Genomic DNA, 20608 nt, shown 5'->3' on the forward strand with positions numbered 1-20608 from the left:
TGCTGTACTTCGCGCAGCTTGATTTTTCACGCCCGCGCGCGCGGGTATCAAGGGGAAAACGGCATGTCAGCGCCCAAGGTAGCGATCATCATGGGGTCGCGGTCGGACTGGCCGGTCATGAAGGCGGCAGCCGCCATGCTGGAGCAACTGGGTGTGGCCTATGAGGCCAGGGTCGTGTCGGCTCACCGTACGCCCGACCGCATGTACGACTTCGCCAAGGGCGCCAGGGCCGCAGGCATCCAGGTCATCATCGCCGGCGCCGGCGGCGCCGCGCATCTGCCAGGCATGACCGCGTCGATGACGACCCTGCCGGTGCTGGGCGTGCCCGTGCCTGTCAAGGGCGGGCTGAAGGGCCTCGATTCGCTGTTGTCGATCGTGCAGATGCCGGGCGGCATCCCCGTCGGCACCCTGGCGGTCGGCGAAGCCGGCGCCAAGAATGCCGGGCTTCTGGCGGCGCAGATCGTGGCGCTGAACGATCCCGAACTGGCCGACCGCGTCGCGGCCTTGCGCCAGGCGCAGACGGACAGCGTCCCCGAAACGGTGGAAGACTGATGGGGCCGCTTCCGCTCGGCGCGACGATCGGCATCCTGGGCGATGGCCAGCTGGGCCGCATGCTGAGCCAGGCCGCGTCGCGGCTGGGGTTCCGTGTGGCGATCTTCGGTCCCGAAGCGGAGTCGCCGGCGGCGGCGGTTTCGGCCGTATCGGTTGTGGGCGGCTATCGCGACGAGGCAGCGCTGAAGGCCTTTGCCGGCCAATGCGACGTCATCACGCTGGAATTCGAGAACATTCCGGTCGAGACGGTCGATTTCCTGACGGGCCTTGGCAAGGTCGTGGCGCCGTCGTCGCGCGCGCTGGGCATCACCCAGGATCGCGTCAACGAAAAGACCTTCGCCCGTTCGAACGGCGTCGATACGGTCGATTTCGCGACGATCGATGCTGAAACCGATATCGCGCCGGCCCTGGAGCGTCTGGGCGCGCCGGCCCTGTTGAAAACGCGCCGCGAAGGCTATGACGGCAAGGGCCAGGTCTGGGTGAAAAGCGCCGATGAGGCGGCTTCGGCCTGGGCCGCGATCGGTGGCAAGCCGGCCATCCTGGAAGCCCGCGCCGATTTCGTGCGTGAGATTTCGGTGGTGGCGGCGCGCGGTCATGACGGCGCGGTCAAGGCGTTTCCGATCGGCGAAAACCACCATGTCGGCGGGATTTTATCGACCACGACGGCGCCGGCCGATGTGCCCGACGCGTTGCATGCCGAGGCGCATGACATCGCGCGCAAGGTGCTGAACGGGCTCGACTATGTCGGCGTGCTGGCGGTCGAGCTGTTCGTGCTCAAATCGGGCGGCCTGCTGCTCAACGAGATCGCGCCGCGGGTGCATAATTCCGGCCATTGGACGCAGGAAGGCTGTGTCTGCGACCAGTTCGAGCAGCACATGCGCGCGGTGGCCGGCTGGCCGCTGGGCGATGTCACGGCGCGTTGCCGCATCGAGATGACCAACCTGCTGGGCGACGACATTCTGAGCTGGCCGGCGCTGGCCGCTGAGCCCAATGCGCGCCTGCACGTCTACGGCAAGGCCGAGCCGCGTCCCGGCCGCAAGATGGGCCACATCAACCGGATACTGTCATGATCATCGTGCTTTTGAACTATACCGCGCCGCTCGAAGCGCTCGACGCCCAACTTGTGGCGCACCGCGACTGGCTGAAGGCCGCCGCCGACAACGGCGTGCTGATGGCGGCCGGCCGCAAGGTGCCGCGCACCGGTGGCATGTTCATGGCGCGCGGGACGCTTGAGTCCGTGAAAGCGTGGGCGGCAACCGATCCGTTCGCCGTGCATGGCCTGTCGGATTATGAGTTCGTCGAAGTCGACGTGACCATGGCGGCGGAAGGTTTTGAGGGCCTGAAGGGGTAGAAGGAAGATACCCCCCTCCACCCCTTCAGGGTGAGCGCAGCCGACGTGTAGCGTCGGCAAGCGCAAGGAAGGGGTGGAGGGGTCACCTCCGGCGTTACATCTTCATCCGGTGAAACTTCAGCGTCACGAACGCCACCGTGCCGTCGGGATGCCTGCCATAGGCCGGTTTCAGCGCGTCGGGCACCGTGTTGAACTGCCGTATCAGGCCGAGATTGACGCTGGTCATGTCGTCGATCGCGAACGTGCGGTAGCCCCCGATCTCGGTCTTGGCCACCCAATAGGGCGTCGCCGCCAGCTCGTCGTTGTAGACGCGCTCATACCGCCCCAATGCCGACCATTTATCCGTAACGTGCCAGCGCGCCTCGGCCAGCCATGCGTCGGCGGGCTTTTCCGTGCCGTGTTCAGCCTGTTTGCACGCCCAGGCGATCGTCGCATTGACCGGGCCGTGGCCGTATTCGACGCTCAGCGATTGCTTGCGCAGGTTCACATCGGGCTCGAGCTGTTCCGGGCTGACCTGCCGCGCCCATGAGGCCTGGGCCTTCAGGTCCGGCGTCACCTGCCACCACAGCCGCACCGCCGTCGAATCGAGCCTGACCGGATCGAGATCGAAGCGGTTCTGGTCGGGTTCGCGGCCGGTGAACTGCGCCACTTCCAGCGTCACAGGGCCTTTGGAAAAGCCGCCTGTGACGACGCCCATGGTGATATGGCCGCTGTCGAGCCAGTGGTGCGAGATCGGCGCGGTCGGAAAGTCCTCGCCCGAGGCGCGATGCATGAAGGCGGTCGGACCGAACGGCGTTTCGCCCGGATAGCCGACGCTGCCGAAGACGCTCGATCCGTCTTCGAAGCGATGCGTCAGCCTGGCCGAAAGCCCCATGATCAGGTCGTGCGGGTGCTGGCGGTCGACGAGGTGCGTCGTGCCGTCGGCGGTTTCGCCCGTCTGTAAAAGCAGGGGATAGCCGGCCCTGCCCATGAAGGGATCGGGCGACAGCATGGCCTGAAGCTCAAGGCGGTTATTGCCGAAATCGCGATTGGCCATGGCCATGATCATGCCGGCGAAGAAGGTCTTGTCGCCGCCGCGCGGGCCGGACTGGCCATCGGCGATAAGGCTTAAGCTGCCATGGACGTGCCATTGCCATGGCGATTGCGACGGCATGTCCATGCCGGGCATGCTGGATTGCGCGAAGGCGGGGACGGCGGTGCATGCCGTCATCACCGCCAGCGCGGACGCTGTACGGAAAAGCATTGGGAGCTCCTTGAAAAGATTGACGGGAAGAGGCGTCAACCGTTCTGCGGAGGCCGGGGATCCTGCGGGGTAAAGATGCCGGTCAGGGTCGCGATCGCTCGCGGTTCATGGCGCAGCGGCGACACGCTGAGGGCGGGAAGGATGAAAGCCAAAGCGGGCAGGGCGGCCGGCTGGCTGCAACACGGCATCAGGCTTGCGTCGGGCTGGGGGGCGGGCGTCTTGCCGTTATGATGCATGGCCATATGGCAAGACGGTTCGCCTTGCGGCACGGCATGCGCCGTCGCCGTCAGCCCGAACAAAAGCCACACGACCGCCAGCAGGGCCGAGATCGCCTTCACGAGGCCTGGTCCGTATCCATGCGGCCAAAACGCAGCTTGCCGAGGCTGGCGGCCAGGCTTTCCAGTGCCGATTCGGGGCGGAAGGGGATCTTCGCCTTGAACTTCTCGTATTCCATAACGCCGTCGATATTGCGGCGGACCTGTTCGGCCTGGGCCTCAGGCCCGCGTGCAAGGCGGGTCAGCATGGCGGCCGCCAGGATGGCCGAGACGATGGTGCGCTTGGAATAGTGGTTTTCGTCCAGCGCCTTGTCGCCGGTCAGCCGCCAGATCAGATCGGCCGAGTCCCACATCAGCCGGCGGTGCAGGTCGAGATTGGGCGGCAGCATCAGGAAGCCTTCGACGCGGTGCGCCAGCTTTTCGTCGCGCGCGAAGGCATCGATCCTGAGATTGAGCAGGTAGCCGATGCGCTCGCGGATCTTCATGCCGGGCAGGGAAGCGACGACATCGGACCGTTGCAGTTCAGCGTCATGGCCGCGCCACAGGATGGCGGCGATATCGGCGGCGCCGTTCGGAGCGATCAGGTCGCGTTCGCCGTCAGACAGGCCCGCGGCCTTGGCGCCGGCCTGGAAACTCATGCGGTTCAGCCCCAGCTCGGGCACGAATCCGGCGACAGCCTTGGCCAGCCGGGCTTCGGCGGCCTTGAGGTCGGACATGGGGGCGGACTGGCTCATAAGATCGAGTCTAGTCATTTGCAGCCGCGAATCCAAGGCCCGCAAGCGTCACAAAGTGTCGCGGGAATACGAAAAAAGCGTGTTCCGCTTCGCTTTTCACAGGTTCCGTGGCTGGACAGATGCGCGCGTCTGATGTAATCAGGCGCCCGATCGTCCCGCAGACAGTCGTTTGCGGGACAACTTGTTTTCATCATTGGCGGAGAGAGAACCGGCTTAGGCTCGGGCGGTCTCCGGTTACAACCGCCATAAGCACCGAATGGAGAGAGACCTCTGGTACAGATTTTCGTCCGTGACAACAACGTCGACCAGGCCCTCAAGGCCCTGAAGAAGAAGATGCAACGTGAAGGTTCGTTCCGCGAAATGAAGCGTCACGTGCATTACGAAAAGCCCTCCGAAAAGCGCGCTCGCCAGCAGGCTGAAGCCGTGCGTCGCGCCCGCAAGCTGGCCCGCAAGCGCATCCAGCGCGAAGGCGGCGTGACCGGCGGCCGTTCGAAGAGCTAAGTCACGGTTCGAATACTGACAGAGTTTTTGTTGCGTCGCAGCAGAGACGGTCTATAAAACGCCGGAGCCGATGCTCCGGCGTTTTTCTTTTTAAGGTGAACAGATGGCCAGTGGAGCCACACCCGACCTGCCCGACCCGCATGACCTGGCGGTCCTGACGACCGCCATGCCGGCCGACACCAACCCGTCGGGCGATATTTTCGGCGGCTGGCTGATGTCGCAGATGGACCTTGCCGCGGGCAATATCGCGGCGCGCGTATCGCGCGGCCGCGTGGCGACGATCGCTGTCGACGGCATGCTGTTCCTGACACCGGTCCAGGTCGGCGACGAGGTCAGCGTCTACGCCAAGCTGATGTCGGTCGGGCGCACATCGATGAAGATCAAGGTCGATGCCTACCGCCGGCCGCGCGAAAGCCTTGAAAAGACAAGGGTTACCGAAGGCACCTTTACCTTCGTCGCCATCGACCTGAACGGCCGGCCGCGCGCGGTGTACGCGTAAGGCCCCTGAGGGCGGTTAACCCTTAAGCGCTTCCTTCTTATTAAAATTATGTTAAGAATGGGGCGTGGTGCGAGTCAGGTTACCCGCCAGTGCGCCATCCGGGAAAAACAAAAAAGGGCCGACCGATGCGTAATTCGTCTTTTATGGGCCGTTTTCAGGACTGGCTCAGCGACTGGAGTGAAGGCAAGACCCGCATTTCGCTGGTGCTTGTGCTCGCGGTGCTGATGGGCCTGCTGCTCGGCATGGTCGGCTATACGATTATCAAGCAGATCTTCTACGACCTGTTCCCGCGCCCGCCGATCATCGACTATCACGATCCGGTCCAGGCGGCTGAGCTGCTCAAGACCGACCCGGTCGGCGCCTACTGGGTGATCGCCGTGTCGTGGTTCCTGGGCACGATCGCCGGCGCCTATGTCGCGGCGCGTGTCGCCAAGATGGGGCAGTTCGCGGGCTGGCTTGCCGGCGTGCTGCTGGCGGCTTTCTACCTGTGCGACCTGTTCTTCCAGCCCAATACGCTGCTGATCTTCGTGCTGTGCCCGGTCCTGGTCGGCCTGGCGGCATGGGCCGGCAGCTGGCTCGGCATGTACGTCAATGTGCGCAAGCAGATTCGCGCAGAGCAACGGTCGGCGCCGGTCATCGTGCCGGAAGTCAGCGACACCGTCGTCGAGTAAACGTCAGCTTTTCGGTTTCGGCTGGATGTAGATCACGCGCGGCGCGCGATCGAGTGCGATCGTGCGCGCGTCGGGCAGGGCCGACGGGGTGAAGCACGGCGTGCCGGCGGGAACATCGCCGGCTTGTTTAATGCCGGGCAGGGCCACCGTTTTTCCGTTGGCCAGGGTTGCTGTCCCCGACAGTGTCCCGGCAAAGCATACCGTCTGGAAGTCCGGCACGGCCACGGCCAGGAGGCCGGCGGCCTTTTTCGCGCCGGACCGCGCCTGTTCGATGCTGGCCTTCAGCGGCGTGGCGTCATAGGTCTTCGCCATCTCGATCGTCGCGGCGACGCGTAAGGACATGCCGAAGCGCGAACCGTCCGGCGCCTGGATCGTCACGGGCGTCTTGTCCTTTAGGTCGGCCAGGGTCGGCAGGGGCAGGATTTCACCGTCCGGCGCGATCGACAGCGCCACATCGCCCGACGGGCGGTTGAGCGTCATGTGAAAGTCCGATTTCTGGCCGCCCTGGGTGCCGACGACATAGCTGAGGTGATAGCGGTCGCGCGTATTGGCTGGCAGGTTCAGATAGGTGTCCAGATACGGAAAAAGCGAAGGCGAGGGGATCGCCTTCGACTTTTCGGCGCCCGCCGCGCCGGTGGCCAATGCAAGAAGACTGGCACCCAAAAGACAGGGAAGCGCGGCGGCAAGAGCAAAACGCATGCGGGGCCTTTATTTCGGCGGATTGTCGAAGAGCGCGATCGACGGCGCAGTGCTGAGCGTGATCTTTGTCGCGCCCGGGAAGGCCGAGGGCTGGAAGTAGGGCGTGCCGGCCGGGTATTCGCCGGTCGCGTCGGTACGCGGCAGCGGACGCTCCTGGCCGTCGACCAGGACCGTGCCAGAGCCGCCGCCGACGAAGTAGACGCGGTCGAGCTTTTTCAGTAGCAGCGACAGGGCGCCGGCGATCTTGCCCATGGCGGCATTGCCCTGGCGGACGCCGGTGGCCAGGCCGGCAGCGTCATAGGTGCGGCCGGCGCTTTGCGTCGAATAGACGTGGATGCGCATGGCGTAGGTGCCGGTCGCCGGACCGCTGATGGTGACGCGGGCGCCGTTGTTCAGCTGGTCGCGCGTCGGCAGGGGCGTGATGCGGCCGTCGCGGGCCACGCTCAGGTCCTGGCTGCGGCCGCCGTCGGTAAGGGTGATGCGCACCTTCGACGGATCGGCATTCTTGATGCGCGCCGTGTAATAGACGTTGATCTGCGACCGGTCGGCGGCCGACAGGTTCAGGAAGCCCTTGAGCCCCGGAAAGGCGTCGGCAGCCGTGGCGGATTGGGTCGACACGCCGTTTTCGGTCGTGACCGGCGGCAGCTTCTGTCCTGCCATGGCTGGAGCGACAGAGGCCATCAGGCCGAGGACAAGCATGCCCGCGGCAAAATTATGCTTCGTTTTCATCGGTTGTCTCACCTTCGCTCATCGCCCCCTTTAGCGAAGCGATGCCTATCATATGTATGTCATGGTGCCAAATTATGGCTGAACCCGGCATGAATAAGACGTGTGTAAGTAGCGTCAGGAATAGGGTAGGTTTGCGCAGGCGCGGGGGGAGGGGACAGTGGCGTTCACGTTCACACATGACGAAGACAGTGTCACGGTGATTGAAACCGAGGCATGGTATGGAGCGGCATTGCTGCTGCTCCTGCATGTTGCATTCGGCTTGTTCTTTATTCCCGGCCACATCGATACGGCACTGGCCGAATTGCAGGAGAACCGGGATATAGTAGATAGTGTATCGACGCTTTTCCTCGCGGCGTGGGCGGTGGCGGGAACGCTTTACGGTCTTTTCGGTGTGATCGCCACTCACCGCAAATCCTGGATATTCACCTCAGGACGCATCGAATACATCGTCACGGGCGCCTTGGGCGACCGCCGCCGCGTCTGGAACGAGCGTGCGGTGAAGGCGATTGTCTTCCGGCACTATGACGACGAAGGGACTCTTTTCTTTAGTCTGAACGTACGCCTAAGCGGCGGAAAGGTTTTGAAGCTGCCTCAGACCCGCGACCGCGACGAGCGCAATGACGTGGCGAAGCTGCTGGAGGCGATGTTCCCCGACGCGAAGATCAACTGGTTCAAGGCGTAGGGGGGCGTCTTCTTTCTTTAGCTTCGCCCCCTCCACCGCTTCGCGGTCCGGCACGGGCCGCCCCGCCCTCCCCATCGAAGATGGGGAGGAGCTAAGCGCGCCTACAGTCCCTTGACGATGCCTTCGACCATCTTCTTGGCGTCGGCGAACAGCATCATCGTATTGTCCTTGAAGAACAGCTCGTTTTCGACGCCGGCATAGCCGGCCGCCATGCCGCGCTTGACGAACAGCACGGTGCGCGCCTTTTCGACGTCGAGGATCGGCATGCCGAAGATCGGCGACTGCGGATCGGTCTTGGCGGCCGGGTTAGTGACGTCGTTGGCGCCGATGACGAAGGCGACGTCCGCTGTGGCGAATTCGCTGTTGATGTCTTCAAGCTCGAAGACCTCGTCGTAGGGCACATTGGCTTCAGCCAGCAGGACGTTCATGTGGCCCGGCATCCGGCCCGCGACGGGGTGGATGGCGTACTTCACCTCGACGCCTTCTTCCTTCAGCTTGTCGGCCATTTCGCGCAGGGCATGCTGGGCCTGGGCGACGGCCATGCCGTAGCCCGGAACGATGATCACCTTGGACGCGTTCTTCATGATGAACGCGGCGTCGTCGGCCGAGCCCTGTTTGACGGGGCGCGTCTCGACGCGGCCACCGCCGGCCGCAGCCGCCGTATCGCCGCCGAAGCCGCCGAGGATGACCGAGATAAAGCTGCGGTTCATCGCCTTGCACATGATGTAGCTGAGGATGGCGCCCGAAGAGCCGACCAGGGCGCCGGTAATGATCAGCGCGATGTTTTCCAGCGTGAAGCCCAGCGCCGCGGCCGCCCAGCCCGAATACGAGTTCAGCATCGACACGACGACCGGCATGTCGGCGCCGCCGATCGGGATGATCAGGGTGATGCCGAGTACCAGCGACAGGCCGAAGATCAGCCAGAAGGCCCACTTGGCGTCGCCATGCGTGGCGATCAGCACACCGATCAGAGCAACGATCGCCACACCCAGCGCGATGTTGAGCAGGTGACGCGCCGGCAGGATGATCGGCGCGCCCGACATATTGCCGTTGAGCTTGGCAAAGGCGATGACCGAGCCGGTAAAGGTGATGGCGCCGATGGCGCAGCCCAAGCTGAGTTCGATCAGCGACTGGGTGCGGATAGCGCCCGCGCCATCGTCGATATGGAAGGCCATGGGCGAGAACAGGGCGCCCAGCGCCACCATGCAGGCGGCCATGCCGACGAGGCTGTGGAAGGCGGCGACCAGTTGCGGCATCTGCGTCATGGCGACCTTCTGCGCGATCAGCGTACCGGCGATGCCGCCGACGGCGATGCCGCACAGGATGATGACGATGGTCACCGGATCGAGCGCGCCCTTGGTCAGCAGGTTCAACAGCGTGATGCCGACGGCGATCGCCATGCCGACCATGCCGTAGAGATTGCCTTGACGCGAGGTTTCGGGTGACGACAGGCCACGCAGGGCCAGGATGAACAGGACGCCCGAGACGAGATAGGCGAGAGCAGAGATATTCGCGATGCCCATGGTTATGCGCCTTCCTTCTTCACGGCCGGCTTCTCTTTCTTTTTATACATGGCCAGCATCCGGCGGGTGACCATGAAGCCGCCGAAGATGTTGACGGCGGCCAGCGCCGAGGCGATGCCGCCCGCGCCCTTGGACAGCCAGGCCGAGACATCGGTGCCTTGGGCGGTCGCGGCGGCGGCGATCAGCGCGCCGACGATGATGACCGACGAAATGGCGTTGGTGACGGCCATCAACGGCGTGTGCAGGGCCGGTGTGACGCTCCACACGACGTAGTAGCCGACGAAGATGGCCAGCACGAAGATGGCCAGGCGGAAAATGGTCGGATCGACGAGTTCCATGGATGCGTCCTTTTTACTTGGGCTGCAGCGCGGGGTGGACGACGGCGCCGCCGTGCGTCACCAAGGCTGCCTTGAGGATCTCGTCCTCGTTATCGGGGTTCAACACGCCGTCCTTGTCGACCAGCAGGCCGACGAAAGCCAGCAGGTTCTTGGCGTAGAGCGCCGAGGCGTCGGACGCGATGCGCGTGACGATGTTCGAGAAGCCGATGATGCGGACGCCATTCGAATCGACGATCTCGTCGGCCTTGCAGCCTTCGACATTGCCGCCTTGCGGGGCCGCCAGGTCGATCAGGACCGAGCCGGGTTTCATGCTGGCGACCTGGTCGCGCGTCACCAGGATCGGTGCGGCGCGGCCGGGGATCAGCGCCGTGGTGATGACGATGTCCTGCTTGGCGATGTGCGCGGTGACCAGAGCGGCCTGCTTGGCCTTGTATTCGGCCGACATTTCCTTGGCGTAGCCGCCGGACGTCTCGGCCTGCTTGAATTCCTCGTCCTCGACGGCGACGAACTTGGCGCCGAGGCTTTCGACCTGTTCCTTGGTCGCCGGGCGGACGTCGGTGGCGGTGACGACCGCGCCCAGACGCCGGGCCGTGGCGATGGCCTGGAGGCCGGCGACGCCGACGCCCATGATGAAGACCTTGGCGGGCGCGACCGTGCCGGCGGCGGTCATCATCATCGGGAAGGCCTTGCCATAGGCCGAAGCCGCTTCGATGACGGCGCGGTAGCCGGCCAGGTTCGCCTGCGACGACAGAGCGTCCATGACCTGGGCGCGCGTGATGCGGGGGACGAATTCCATGGCGTAGGCGGTGGCGCCCTTGGCGGCCAGTGCCTGGACAGTGTCCTTTTCGCGGTGGGCGTCGAGCAGGGCGACGACGATGGCGCCCGTTTTCAGCGCGGCGATCTCGTCAGCCGACGGACCGCGCACCTTGAGCACGATATCGGCATTCGACAGCGCCGAAGCGGCATTCGGCGCGATCGTGGCGCCGGCGGCGAGATACGCGTCGTCGGTGATGGCTGCGGCTATACCCGCGCCTGTTTCGATCGCCACTGTCAGGCCTGCGCCTGTCCATTTCTTCACGGTTTCCGTAGATGCCGCGACACGGGCTTCGCCCGGCCAGGTTTCCTTGAGAATGGCGATAGAGACGGCCAAGTTCATACCCTTTGACTAAAACGTGACACCGGTTACCCGGGTATCAGGTTTGTTTGCGCCAAGCCATGATAATTGCGCGTGCAACCAGATATCACGGCGTTATGCGTTTGGCGTCCTGTATGGGGAAATGCGCCCAAAGTCAAAGCGGTATTAACGATTTCAAGTGGACGAAAGCCTTCAGGCCTTGTCCCACGCCAAGCGCACAAGGGCGACAAGGCTGTCATCGATATCGGCGGGAGCGCAGAGGGGTAAGACCGATTTCAGCCGTTCGGACCATGACTCGTTTTTCGGAGGCGTGAGGCGCGAATCGGAGTCGGGCGGCACGGCGATGCCGAGGCGCACGGTGCCGCCCTTGATGGGTTTGAGCGCCGCGAACTGCACATTGCGCGACCAGGCGGTGTAGCTTTTGCGCTGGGTCATGAGCACGTCGGGGATGCCGGCGATCCTGGCTTCAAAGGTTTCGAGCAAGGCTTTGGATTGCGGATCGGTCCACAGCAGCGCACGCGCCTGGACGGGGTCTTCCCACGGATCGATTTCGGGCCAGGCGGCGTTGACGATCTGGCCGGCGCGGATCATCGACATGCCGAAGGTATCTTTTAGCCACGCCTCGCGCTTGCGCCGCTCGGTTTCGGGGCAATCGCGCATGACGATCTGCACCCATTCATCGAGCGGCTTGCCGGTATCACGTTCCAGACTGGCCTTGACCGAGGCGAACCACTTCTCCTGACGGGGCGTGAGGTTCACCATCGGTTTGTCTCAGTGCGCGTCCGGCTTCTTCTTGAGCAGCAGCCAGCCGACGACGGCGACGACGATCGCCACGATCAGGGCGGTCAGGAAGCCCGCCTTGGTGCAGGTCAGCAGGATAACGAAGGTCAGGACCACGGCCAGATGGTAGCTGCACCACTTGGTGAGCGTCACGAACAGCTCGAAGCTGTGGCGGTGCTGGTTGATATCCATTTCGCCGTGAACGTAGTCGCTGTGCGAAGAATGGTGATCGGCCATGGGATGCGTTTCCTGAAAACTGTGTTCTTGCGTTCGGTCTTACAAAGCCGCGGTGATTTGGTCAATCCTGCGCGAGATACGAAGATTTCGCAGATTTTCGTTGTGGCGGCGTTAAGACGTGAGCGGAAACATCGGGGCTGTGGATACCGGGATTGAAGGGGTCCACAGATTACACAGATTTCACAGATTATTCCGAGTGTTGGGCGGCTTCCGGAGCGCAATGAACCTCTATGATTGCGCTTCGCGCGAAGCGCCTTGAAAGGCCAAGGCACGCGACTGGTCAGATAAGGCGCGGAATAATCTGTGAAATCTGTGTAATCTGTGGACCCACTTCCTCTCCTGAAGTCAGACCAGCGCTTCGAACTGGTCGATCAGGCTCTCAAGCCTGTGGCAGCCCAAAGCCCAGAACTGCTTTTCGCGCGGATTGAGGCCGAAGGGCTGCAGCGCCTCGACATAGGTCTTCGTGCCACCCGCCGCCAGCATGCCGCGATAGACCGGCGTAAAGGCTGCCGGGTCCTGGCGGCGCTTTTCCATCAAAGCCGACACCAGCAGGTCGCCGAAGGCATAGGCGTAGACGTAGAAGGGCGCGTGGACGAAGTGGCCGACATAGGCCCACCACACTTCGTAGCCGTCGTTCAGGGTAATCGCGGGCCCAAGCGACTCGCCCATGACCTCCAGCCAGATGGCGTTGATCTGGTCGAGTGCGACTTCGCCCGACTGCCGCGCCGCGTGGAACTTTTCCTCGAAACGGTGGAAGGCGATCTGACGGATGACCGAATTCAGACCGTCCTCGATCTTGCCGGCCAGCAGCGCCTTCTTGTCTTCCTTGGACGCATCGGCGACCAGATGCTCGAACACCAGCCCCTCGGCGAAGATCGACGCGGTTTCGGCGAGCGTCAACGGCGTGTCGGCCAGGATCGAGCCCAGCGGCTGGCACAGCGTCTGGTGGACGGCGTGCCCGAGCTCGTGCGCCAGGGTCAGGACTTCGCGGCGATCGCCGGTGAAGTTCAGCATGACATAGGGGTGGCGCGGCGCGGTGACCGGGTGGGCATAGGCGCCCGAGGACTTGCCCGGACGGGGGGCAGCGTCGATCCACGGCTTGTCGAAGAAGGTGCGGGCGCGTTCCTCGAACTCAGGGCCCATCTGGGCGAAGCTGTCGAGCACGATCTTTTTGGCGTCTTCCCAGGAATAGTGCTTCTGCGGCGCTTCGCTGAGCGGCGCGTTGCGGTCCCAGAAGTCGAGCTTCGACTTGCCCATGATGCGCGCCTTGAGCGCGTAATAGCGGTGCGACAGGGCGGAATAGGATTCGCGCACGGCCTCGGCCATGGCGTCGACGGCGTCCTTGTCGACCTCGTTGGCCAGGTGGCGCGAGGCCGCCGGGTCTTCGTACTTGCGCCAGCGGTCCTCGACCTGCTTCTCAAAGGCCAGGGTGTTCAGCGCCAGCGCCAGCACGGGCGCGTTTTCGCGCAGGGCCTCGGTCAGGGCCTGCGCGGACTCTTTACGAACCTTGCCTTCGGGAGCGGACAGGCGGGTGAGGGCATCGTTGAGCGTCAGTTCCTCCTTGCCGGCATGCGCGCGCAGGCGGGCCAGGGTCTCGTCGAACAGGCGCGTCCACTGGCTGACAGCCGGGGCGCGCTCCAGCATCAGGCGCTCAAGTTCCGCCGACAGTTCATGCGGACGCGAGGCGCGGATGCGGCGCAGCCAGGGACGCCAGCGCTGCGCCTTGTCGGTCATCTTCAGGGCCTGCTCGATTTCCCAGTCCTCGAGCTTGTTGAGCTCAAGGCTTAGGAACAGGCTGTCGGCCGAGATCATGGCGGCCTGCGTGCGCAGGTCGCTTTCCAGCTTGCCGATATGGGTGTTGTCGCGGTCGATCGTCGAGGCCAGGGTGGCATAGGCCAGCGCGCCACCCATGTCGTCCATCGCCTTTTCGTAGAGCGATGCCGCCTGGTCGATCAGCAGGCCCAGCCGTTCCGGATTGGCACGCGCCGACAAGAATTGCCCCTGAAGCTTTGCCAGTTCCTTGATGTGATTGGCGCCGGACTGGAAGTCGGCGGCGATGCGCGGGTCTTCCGGGCCCGAATAGAGATCGGAAAGGTCCCAGATCGGCAAACCGGTGCCGGAATGGAGCGGAATCGCGGCTGAGGCGAGTGTCGTCGTGTCGGTCATGGGGCCGACATAAGCACGAGTCCCGAAAAAATCGAGACACAATCCCGGTTGTAAACCGGTTTTTCACCCCGTTCGCGTAGGGTCTGTCCCAAAATAAGCCGAACCGCAAAAACGCAGGTCCGGTAATCGTGATGATGAATGGGTGTAGAAGATGGCCAAAACGATCCTGATTTGTGACGACGATCCGACGCAGCGCCGGCTGATCCAGGCCGTGCTCGAGCGCGAAGGCTTCGCCGTCCTGCACGCCGAAAACGGCGCCCAGGCGATCGACCGCCTCACCACGACGACGGGTATCGACGCGCTGATCCTGGACCTGGTGATGCCGGGGCAGTCGGGGATCGACACGCTGAAGGAGATCCGCGCCGCCGGTATCCGCACGCCGGCCATCGTGCTGACGGCGTCGGGCGGGATCGACACGGTCGTCAAGGCCATGCAGGCCGGCGCCCAGGACTTCTTCATCAAGCCGGCCTCGCCCGAACGTATACTGGTCAGCGTGCGTAACGCTCTCCAGATGGGCGATTTGTCGGCCGAGGTCGCGCGTCTGAAGAAACACGCCACCAACCGCACCAGCTTCGACGACCTGATCGGCGCGTCGCCCGCCATGCAGATGGTCAAGCGCCTGGGCGAACGGGCGGCCAAGTCGTCCATCCCCGTGCTGATCCTCGGTGAAAGCGGCGTGGGTAAGGAACTCATCGCGCGCGCTATCCAGGGCTCCTCGGAGCGGGCCGGCAAGCCGTTCGTCGCGGTCAACTGCGGCGCCCTGCCGGAAAATCTGGTGGAATCGATCCTGTTCGGCCACGAAAAGGGCTCGTTCACCGGCGCGTCCGACAAGCATCTCGGCAAGTTTCAGGAAGCCAACGGCGGCACCTTGTTCCTCGACGAGGTCGGGGAACTGCCGCTCGACATGCAGGTCAAGCTGCTGCGCGCCCTGCAGGAGGGCGAAATCGACCCCGTGGGCTCGAAACGTCCGGTCAAGGTCGATGTCCGCATCATTTCGGCGACCAACCGCAATCTCGCCGACCAGGTCAAGGCCGGCGCCTTCCGCGAAGACCTGTTCTATCGACTGAACGTCTTCCCGGTCGAAGCGCCGAGCTTGCGCGAACGCCGCGAGGACATCCCGGCCCTGGTCGAGCATTTCGTCCGCCGCTTCAATGTCGAGGAAGGCAAGCGCGTCACCGGCGTGTCGGCCGAGGCCATGCAGTTGCTGGCCGGCTACGAGTGGCCGGGCAATGTGCGCCAGCTCGAAAACACCGTCTATCGCGCCATCGTCCTGGCCGACAGCCCGTACCTTCAGCCCTTCGACTTCCCGGCTATCAGCGGCCAGGCCATGCCGCTGCCTGTGGCCGCCCAGGCGCTGCCTGTGCCGTCCGCCGGCGCCCGCGCGGTCCAGGAGCATATCGAGGCCATGAGCGCCATGCCTGACGCCCCGGTGCGCATCCTCGACGAGGCTGGCCACCTGCGCAAGCTGGAAGACATCGAACGCGACCTGATCGAGCACGCCATCAGCGTCTATGCCGGCCATATGTCGGAAGTGGCGCGCCGCCTTGGCATCGGCCGCTCGACCCTGTACCGAAAGGTCCGCGACTGCGGCCTTGAAGGCCTGGTCAAGGAAGTCGGCTAAGCTACCTGATCAAGTGTTGATTTCAACGCCCGCCGGAGTTCCCGGCGGGCGTTTTTATTTAAGGGATGTGATCACCAGGAAGCTCCACCTGCGAAGCCAGCCGCTTTTTACAACGACCCGACCTGTTCGCGGGCCAGGGTCTCGGCATTCAAGCCATAGAACTGCGCCACAAGGGCGCCGGCAACGGCCAGCACCGCGGGCGCCAGGCCGATCATCAGCCGGACATTGGTCAACAGTTGAGGGGAGGCCTCGGCGCCGGCCGTTCCGTGCGTGGCGAACGCCCAGGCGACGACCAGCGCCACCAGCGCCATCGCGATCTTCTTGCCGACATTGATCATCGAATAGGTCATCGCCGTTGCGCGGTGGCCGTTGCGCCAGGCATTGTGGTCGGCCGTATCGGCGGTCATGGCGAAGGTGATGGTCGATACGACGCCAAGCACCGTGCCGGTCATGACCTGGAGGGCGAAGGCCAGTTGCACCTGGTTGTCCGGCAGGGCGTAGAAGCCCAGGCTGGTCAGGGCGAATACACCCAGCATGACCGAGATCAGCAGGCGGCGTTCGACGTGCCGGGTCAGGGTGGAGGTGAGGGCGGACCCTGCCGCCAGCCCCAGGATGAAGACCATGGACAGCGGCATGCCGACGTCTGGACGGCCCAGCACGTAGCGGGCGAAGAAAGGCACCGACGCCGTGTGCAGGGTGAAGCCGGTCATCACGATGACGCCGAGGACGAACAGCACAAGCCAGGGGGGACATTCGAACAGGTCGGCGATGTCGCGCAGCGGGTTCTTGCGCGGATCGGCCGACAGCGAAAAGCGTTCGCGCGTATTCAGGAACAGGTTGATGAAGATGCCGATGGCGATGACGCCGAAGATGGTCATGGCGAACTGCCACCCCAATGCTACCTCGTTGGGGCCGGTGAAGGCCACCAGTTTCGGCGTCAGCCAGGTGATAAGCACGGCGGTCAGGAAGGCGATGCCGTAGCGCGCCGACAGCAGCACCTCTCGCTGGCGCGAGTCGAAGGTGATGACGCCCGACAGGGCGTTATAGGGCACGTTGATCGCCGTATAGACCAGGTTCATCAGGATCAGGCCGACATAGGCGGCGGCCAGGTGCACCTCATGCGGGGCATTGGCGGTCGAAAAGAGCAGCAAGCCGGACGCCGCCAGCGGAATGGCCAGCCACAGGAACCACGGGCGATAACGGCCGTAATCGGTGCGCGTGCGGTCGGCCAGCGCCGCGAACAGCGGCTCGGCAAAGGCGCTGACCGTGCGCATCACGGCCAGCAGCGTGCCGGCTTCGACGACGCTCAGGCCCACCACGTCGGTCAGGTAGCTCATCAAAAAGACGGCCAGCGGCGCCCAGTAGAGGTTCACGCCGACATCGCCCAGGCTGTAGCTGATGACCTCGCGCAGGCGCAGGGGCTCGTAAGCCTGCAGGGCTTTCGTCCTGTCCGGTGCCTGTTCCATCTGCCCTCCGCGCCGTGCCGTACGGTTCGCTCTCGGCGGGAATTCTGGACTACAGGAGGTTATGAAACGGTAAAGTTGCGGATTTGGTTAAAATGTCTGCGTTATAACAAAAATATACCATTTAAATTCAAAATCTTATTTCGTTAAAACGGATGTATCACTATGGGGTATGGGGATGCGGTGTATCCGTTTTCATATTCGCAAAAGGCTCTGGTCAGGGCGCTTTGGATTGGGTAGGTTGAGGCCGCTTCGAAACGCAGATTGCATACAAGAAGGGGATACCTCCATGTCAGGGACTTCCAAGGGCGTCGATCGCCGCCTATTCCTCGCCGCCGGTGCGGCTACCTTGGCCATGCCGATGGCCGCGCGCGCCGCGCTGGGCGACCTCGTCTACTATGTCGGCACCATGGGCGCGACCGGCGTCGCCGCCCTCAGCTATTCGCCGGCCTACGACAAGTGGACGCTCGGCAAGGCCGATCCGTCGGTGCCCAACGCGTCGTTCGGCGTCTATAGCCCCAGGTTGAAGCGCCACTACATCCTGAACGAAAACGATGCCGGCACGGTCGGCGTCTACCAGGCCAATAGCAGCGGCAAGTTCTCGAAGAAGGGCGAAGCCTCCACGCAGGGCAAGGGCCCGTGCTATGTATCGCTCGACGCAACGGAATCGTACCTGGCCGTCGCCAACTACGGTTCGGGCAATATCGCCGTCTATCCGCTCGACAAGTCGGGCATGCCCGGCACCCCGGTCGTCAAGCAGAATTCCGGCACCGGCAAGGATCCGGAGCGCCAGGAAGGTCCGCACGCCCACTGCGTCAAGTGGTCGGCCGACGGCAAGTTCATCTACAGCGTCGACCTCGGCACGGATGAAGTCATCGCCTGGCCGTTCGATGCCGCCACCGGCGCGGTCGGCGACAAGGTCGTGGCCTTCAAGTGCGAAGCCGGCTTCGGTCCGCGCCACCTGGTGCTGCACCCGTCCGGGCAGGTCGCCTACCTGGTCGGCGAACTGGCCAATGCGGTCGTGACGCTGCGTCCGAACGCCGACGGCACCTTCATGGGCACGCAATGGACCTCGACCCTGCCGGATGGCTACACCGACCACAGCCAGGCCGCCCATATCGCGCTGAACCGCGAAGGCAACCTGCTGTACGTGTCGAATCGCGGCCATAACAGCATCGCCACCTTCTATCTCGACGGCACGGGCCGCCTGGGCGCTTCGCAGATCACGCCGTGCGGCGGCGACTGGCCGCGCTTCTTCGCCGTTATCCCCGGTTTCGACCGCATCATCATCGGCAACCAGAAGAGCGGCGACGTGACCATCATGAAGCTGCACAGCGACGGTACGCTGAGCAGCACGGTCACCAGCCTCAAGATCGACCAGCCGGTCTTTATCGGCGCCACGGCCTGATCCTCATCGTCGAGACGGTGTTTTTCGACAAGCCCCGGGACGAACGTCTCCGGGGCTTTTTGATGCCGGCCGCACAGCTTATTATCAATCATTGATTTCAATGTTCGAGCCACAGGTTTGATAATTTTTTATAGAATAATCAATGCGTTGAACTTTTCCAGAGATGGCCGTCTGACGACGGTTGGAAAGGTCTGATCCCGGGAAAATTAACCAAATCAATTGTTGATTAATGTTGAAGCGGCGATCTCAGTTCGTTTCGCCGTCCCCGGGTTCCGATGGCTGAGCAGTCCTGGCTTTCTTGCGAATTTCCTTCAGCTTGACGCCCTGGCGAAGGCTGAGCGTGCCGCCGGACGCGCCCTTGTCGGGATCGGCAAAGGCCCGGCCATAGGTCTTCACGCGCTGCGATACGCTGTCGAGGAATTCGCTCTCCCATTCGGACAGGTCGACGCCGTGCTCCGCGGCTTCGCGCCGCGCTTTTTCGAGCAGGCGCAGGGTCGATGCCTGCAGCGCCTTCTTTTGGGCGGCGCGCTGTTCGGCCGGCGAGGGCGGCTTGGCGGGCGCCGGGTTCGTGTCCCGCATCGGTGCGCGTGTCTTCAGCCCGGTCCTGCGCGTCATCCCCTTGCCGGGGGCTTTCGACTTAAATGCCATGGGAAGAGGACGCATATGAAAAAGCCCGCCCCGGCATGCATCCATGCCGAAACGGGCCGTAAAAGATCAATGGCGCGAAGCGGCTCAGCCTTCGAGCGCCGACATGTAGAGGTCGATCATCGCCTCTTCTTCCGACATCTTGGCCTTGTCCTGCTTGCGGATGCGGACGACCTTGCGCAGGATCTTGACGTCGAAGCCTTCGCCCTTGGCCTCGGCATAGACTTCCTTGAGGTCGTTGCTGACCACGGCCTTATCTTCTTCAAGTCTTTCAATGCGTTCGATAAAAGACTTGAGGCGGCCTTGCGCGGCGCCGGTGATCACGTCATCGGAGGAAAAGGACGGGGCGTCGTCGGCCATGGCGAATGTATCCTGAAAGCTGAAAAACTGTTTGGCGGACACAATAGACAAGTGATTCGCCTGTCTCAACTCGGCACACAAGATTGCTTGTGGATTATTTCAACACGCCGGCGGCGACCAGGGCCGGCCGCAGGGTTTCCGGGCGGTCGAACAGGTGGGTGACGAAGCCCAGAGCGTTCGCCGCCTCGATATTGGCGGCGCTGTCATCGGTGAAGAAGACCTCGGGCGCTGTCAGGCTCATGCGTCGAAGCGCCAGGCGATAGATGGCGGGATCGGGCTTGATCAGCTTTTCGACGCCGGAAACGACGACGTCCTTCATATGGCGGAAGGCCGGGATGTGGTCGAAGACCATCTGCGCCTTTTCGGCCGGCATGTTGGTCAGGGCGTATTGCGGCACGCCCTGCGCCTGCAATTCCTCGATGACCGCCATGGTTTCGGGGATGGGCTGGCCCAGCATTTCGTCGAAGCGGGTATCGAAGGCCAGGATCTCGTCGCTGTATTCCGGAAAGCGCTCAACGCGGCTTATGCGGTTGTCGGCGAAGGAGACGCCGGCATCGTGATGGACGTGCCAGTCCATGGGCACGACGGTCTCCAGGAAGAAGGCACGGCGGCCGGGATCGGTTATCACCTTGCGGAACAGGTTTTCCGGATGCCAGGTGATCATGACGTTGCCGATATCGAACAGGACGGCTTTGATAGTCATGATCTCTTCCTTCATTCAGACACGAAAAAACGCCTAAAGCGCAACCGCTTTAAGCGTTTTCCTGTGACAGTATCAAGACCGGCCATCCTGCATCAGGCATGGGCCGGTCACGACGGTGTTAGCCTTGCTTCGCCTTGAAGCGCGGGTCGGTCTTGTTGATGACGTAGACGATGCCCTTGCGACGCACGATCTTGCAATCGCGGTGACGGCCCTTGAGCGACTTGAGCGAGCTACGGACTTTCATTTGGTTTTCACCTGGTCTTTAAGAGTAGGGTGTTGATAACGAAACCGAG

The 20608-nt window shown here is 63.3% G+C and carries 25 protein-coding genes; 9 read left to right on the forward strand and 16 right to left on the reverse strand.

Annotation, left to right across the window (positions count from 1 at the left end):
- Positions 1-63: 63 nt before the first annotated feature.
- The 3 genes from purE to AB8717_RS08890 are packed head-to-tail and all read left to right on the forward strand — an operon-like array spanning position 64 to position 1903.
- Entirely contained in the window at positions 64-552 is a 489-nt protein-coding gene (purE, locus tag AB8717_RS08880; protein ID WP_443750669.1) for a 5-(carboxyamino)imidazole ribonucleotide mutase, read from the forward strand.
- On the forward strand, positions 552-1622 hold the full coding sequence (locus tag AB8717_RS08885; RefSeq protein WP_443750670.1) for a 5-(carboxyamino)imidazole ribonucleotide synthase: 1071 nt from the start codon (positions 552-554) through the stop codon (positions 1620-1622). The genes purE and AB8717_RS08885 overlap by 1 nt, the downstream gene beginning before the upstream one ends.
- Positions 1619-1903 (forward strand): YciI family protein, encoded by a 285-nt coding sequence (locus AB8717_RS08890; protein ID WP_443750671.1) that lies wholly within the window; start codon positions 1619-1621, stop codon positions 1901-1903. The genes AB8717_RS08885 and AB8717_RS08890 overlap by 4 nt, the downstream gene beginning before the upstream one ends.
- Positions 1904-1997: 94 nt before the next feature.
- Here AB8717_RS08890 and AB8717_RS08895 read toward each other — a convergent pair whose 3' ends face one another.
- The 3 genes from AB8717_RS08895 to AB8717_RS08905 are packed head-to-tail and all read right to left on the reverse strand — an operon-like array spanning position 1998 to position 4173.
- The gene (locus AB8717_RS08895; RefSeq protein ID WP_443750672.1) at positions 1998-3146 is read right to left on the reverse strand and encodes a hypothetical protein; all 1149 of its coding nucleotides are present in this window, start codon (positions 3144-3146) and stop codon (positions 1998-2000) included.
- A gap of 35 nt (positions 3147-3181) precedes the next feature.
- On the reverse strand, positions 3182-3484 hold the full coding sequence (locus AB8717_RS08900) for a hypothetical protein (protein WP_443750673.1): 303 nt from the start codon (positions 3482-3484) through the stop codon (positions 3182-3184).
- On the reverse strand, positions 3481-4173 hold the full coding sequence (locus AB8717_RS08905; protein ID WP_443750674.1) for a COQ9 family protein: 693 nt from the start codon (positions 4171-4173) through the stop codon (positions 3481-3483). The genes AB8717_RS08900 and AB8717_RS08905 overlap by 4 nt, the downstream gene beginning before the upstream one ends.
- A 252-nt stretch (positions 4174-4425) precedes the next feature.
- Between AB8717_RS08905 and rpsU the strand changes: the two genes are divergently transcribed.
- The 3 genes from rpsU (at position 4426) to AB8717_RS08920 (ending at position 5826) form a co-directional block, all read left to right on the forward strand.
- Positions 4426-4656, forward strand: coding sequence for a 30S ribosomal protein S21 (rpsU, locus tag AB8717_RS08910; RefSeq protein WP_443750873.1), 231 nt, complete (start codon positions 4426-4428; stop codon positions 4654-4656).
- A 103-nt stretch (positions 4657-4759) separates the two neighbouring features.
- Positions 4760-5155, forward strand: coding sequence for an acyl-CoA thioesterase (locus AB8717_RS08915; protein ID WP_443750675.1), 396 nt, complete (start codon positions 4760-4762; stop codon positions 5153-5155).
- A 125-nt stretch (positions 5156-5280) separates the two neighbouring features.
- Positions 5281-5826 carry a hypothetical protein gene (locus AB8717_RS08920; RefSeq protein ID WP_443750676.1) on the forward strand — a complete coding sequence of 182 codons (546 nt, stop codon included), beginning with the start codon at positions 5281-5283 and terminating at the stop codon, positions 5824-5826.
- 3 nt (positions 5827-5829) lie between these two features.
- On the opposite strand, the gene AB8717_RS08925 is transcribed toward AB8717_RS08920, so the two are convergent.
- Together AB8717_RS08925 and AB8717_RS08930 are read right to left on the reverse strand one after the other, a co-directional pair.
- A complete protein-coding gene (locus AB8717_RS08925; protein WP_443750677.1) occupies positions 5830-6525 on the reverse strand; it encodes a hypothetical protein in 696 nt (231 codons plus the stop codon).
- A gap of 9 nt (positions 6526-6534) precedes the next feature.
- Positions 6535-7254 carry a hypothetical protein gene (locus AB8717_RS08930; RefSeq protein ID WP_443750678.1) on the reverse strand — a complete coding sequence of 240 codons (720 nt, stop codon included), beginning with the start codon at positions 7252-7254 and terminating at the stop codon, positions 6535-6537.
- Positions 7255-7411: 157 nt separating this feature from the next.
- On the opposite strand from AB8717_RS08930, the gene AB8717_RS08935 reads away from it, so the two are divergent.
- Positions 7412-7936 carry a hypothetical protein gene (locus AB8717_RS08935; protein WP_443750679.1) on the forward strand — a complete coding sequence of 175 codons (525 nt, stop codon included), beginning with the start codon at positions 7412-7414 and terminating at the stop codon, positions 7934-7936.
- A 101-nt stretch (positions 7937-8037) separates the two neighbouring features.
- Here AB8717_RS08935 and AB8717_RS08940 read toward each other — a convergent pair whose 3' ends face one another.
- From AB8717_RS08940 to AB8717_RS08965, 6 genes are all read right to left on the reverse strand, one after another.
- On the reverse strand, positions 8038-9459 hold the full coding sequence (locus AB8717_RS08940) for an NAD(P)(+) transhydrogenase (Re/Si-specific) subunit beta (protein WP_443750680.1): 1422 nt from the start codon (positions 9457-9459) through the stop codon (positions 8038-8040).
- 2 nt (positions 9460-9461) lie between these two features.
- Positions 9462-9797 carry a proton-translocating transhydrogenase family protein gene (locus AB8717_RS08945; RefSeq protein ID WP_443750681.1) on the reverse strand — a complete coding sequence of 112 codons (336 nt, stop codon included), beginning with the start codon at positions 9795-9797 and terminating at the stop codon, positions 9462-9464.
- Between the two features lie 13 nt (positions 9798-9810).
- Complete coding sequence (locus AB8717_RS08950; RefSeq protein WP_443750682.1) at positions 9811-10947, reverse strand: Re/Si-specific NAD(P)(+) transhydrogenase subunit alpha; 1137 nt, start codon at positions 10945-10947, stop codon at positions 9811-9813.
- 177 nt (positions 10948-11124) lie between these two features.
- Positions 11125-11694, reverse strand: coding sequence for a DUF5655 domain-containing protein (locus tag AB8717_RS08955; RefSeq protein ID WP_443750683.1), 570 nt, complete (start codon positions 11692-11694; stop codon positions 11125-11127).
- A gap of 9 nt (positions 11695-11703) precedes the next feature.
- Positions 11704-11949: an aa3-type cytochrome c oxidase subunit IV gene (locus AB8717_RS08960; RefSeq protein ID WP_443750684.1), complete on the reverse strand. Its 246-nt coding sequence runs from the start codon at positions 11947-11949 to the stop codon at positions 11704-11706.
- 345 nt (positions 11950-12294) lie between these two features.
- On the reverse strand, positions 12295-14115 hold the full coding sequence (locus AB8717_RS08965; RefSeq protein WP_443750685.1) for a M3 family oligoendopeptidase: 1821 nt from the start codon (positions 14113-14115) through the stop codon (positions 12295-12297).
- 151 nt (positions 14116-14266) lie between these two features.
- On the opposite strand from AB8717_RS08965, the gene AB8717_RS08970 reads away from it, so the two are divergent.
- The gene (locus tag AB8717_RS08970) at positions 14267-15736 is read left to right on the forward strand and encodes a sigma-54-dependent transcriptional regulator (RefSeq protein ID WP_443750686.1); all 1470 of its coding nucleotides are present in this window, start codon (positions 14267-14269) and stop codon (positions 15734-15736) included.
- Between the two features lie 107 nt (positions 15737-15843).
- Here AB8717_RS08970 and AB8717_RS08975 read toward each other — a convergent pair whose 3' ends face one another.
- On the reverse strand, positions 15844-17202 hold the full coding sequence (locus tag AB8717_RS08975; protein WP_443750687.1) for an MFS transporter: 1359 nt from the start codon (positions 17200-17202) through the stop codon (positions 15844-15846).
- Positions 17203-17488: 286 nt separating this feature from the next.
- On the opposite strand from AB8717_RS08975, the gene AB8717_RS08980 reads away from it, so the two are divergent.
- Positions 17489-18607 carry a lactonase family protein gene (locus AB8717_RS08980; RefSeq protein ID WP_443750688.1) on the forward strand — a complete coding sequence of 373 codons (1119 nt, stop codon included), beginning with the start codon at positions 17489-17491 and terminating at the stop codon, positions 18605-18607.
- Between the two features lie 246 nt (positions 18608-18853).
- Here the strand turns inward: AB8717_RS08980 and AB8717_RS08985 are convergent, their stop codons facing one another.
- From AB8717_RS08985 to ykgO, 4 genes are all read right to left on the reverse strand, one after another.
- Positions 18854-19222, reverse strand: a complete 369-nt coding sequence (locus tag AB8717_RS08985; RefSeq protein ID WP_443750689.1) for a hypothetical protein — start codon at positions 19220-19222, stop codon at positions 18854-18856.
- Between the two features lie 117 nt (positions 19223-19339).
- Entirely contained in the window at positions 19340-19612 is a 273-nt protein-coding gene (locus tag AB8717_RS08990; protein ID WP_443750690.1) for a DUF2312 domain-containing protein, read from the reverse strand.
- 94 nt (positions 19613-19706) lie between these two features.
- Complete coding sequence (locus AB8717_RS08995) at positions 19707-20315, reverse strand: HAD family hydrolase (RefSeq protein ID WP_443750691.1); 609 nt, start codon at positions 20313-20315, stop codon at positions 19707-19709.
- 118 nt (positions 20316-20433) lie between these two features.
- Positions 20434-20559: a type B 50S ribosomal protein L36 gene (gene ykgO, locus AB8717_RS09000; protein WP_090644072.1), complete on the reverse strand. Its 126-nt coding sequence runs from the start codon at positions 20557-20559 to the stop codon at positions 20434-20436.
- Positions 20560-20608 lie beyond the last annotated feature (49 nt).

The organism is Asticcacaulis solisilvae, assembly GCF_052327315.1.
Lineage (GTDB): Bacteria > Pseudomonadota > Alphaproteobacteria > Caulobacterales > Caulobacteraceae > Asticcacaulis > Asticcacaulis solisilvae_B.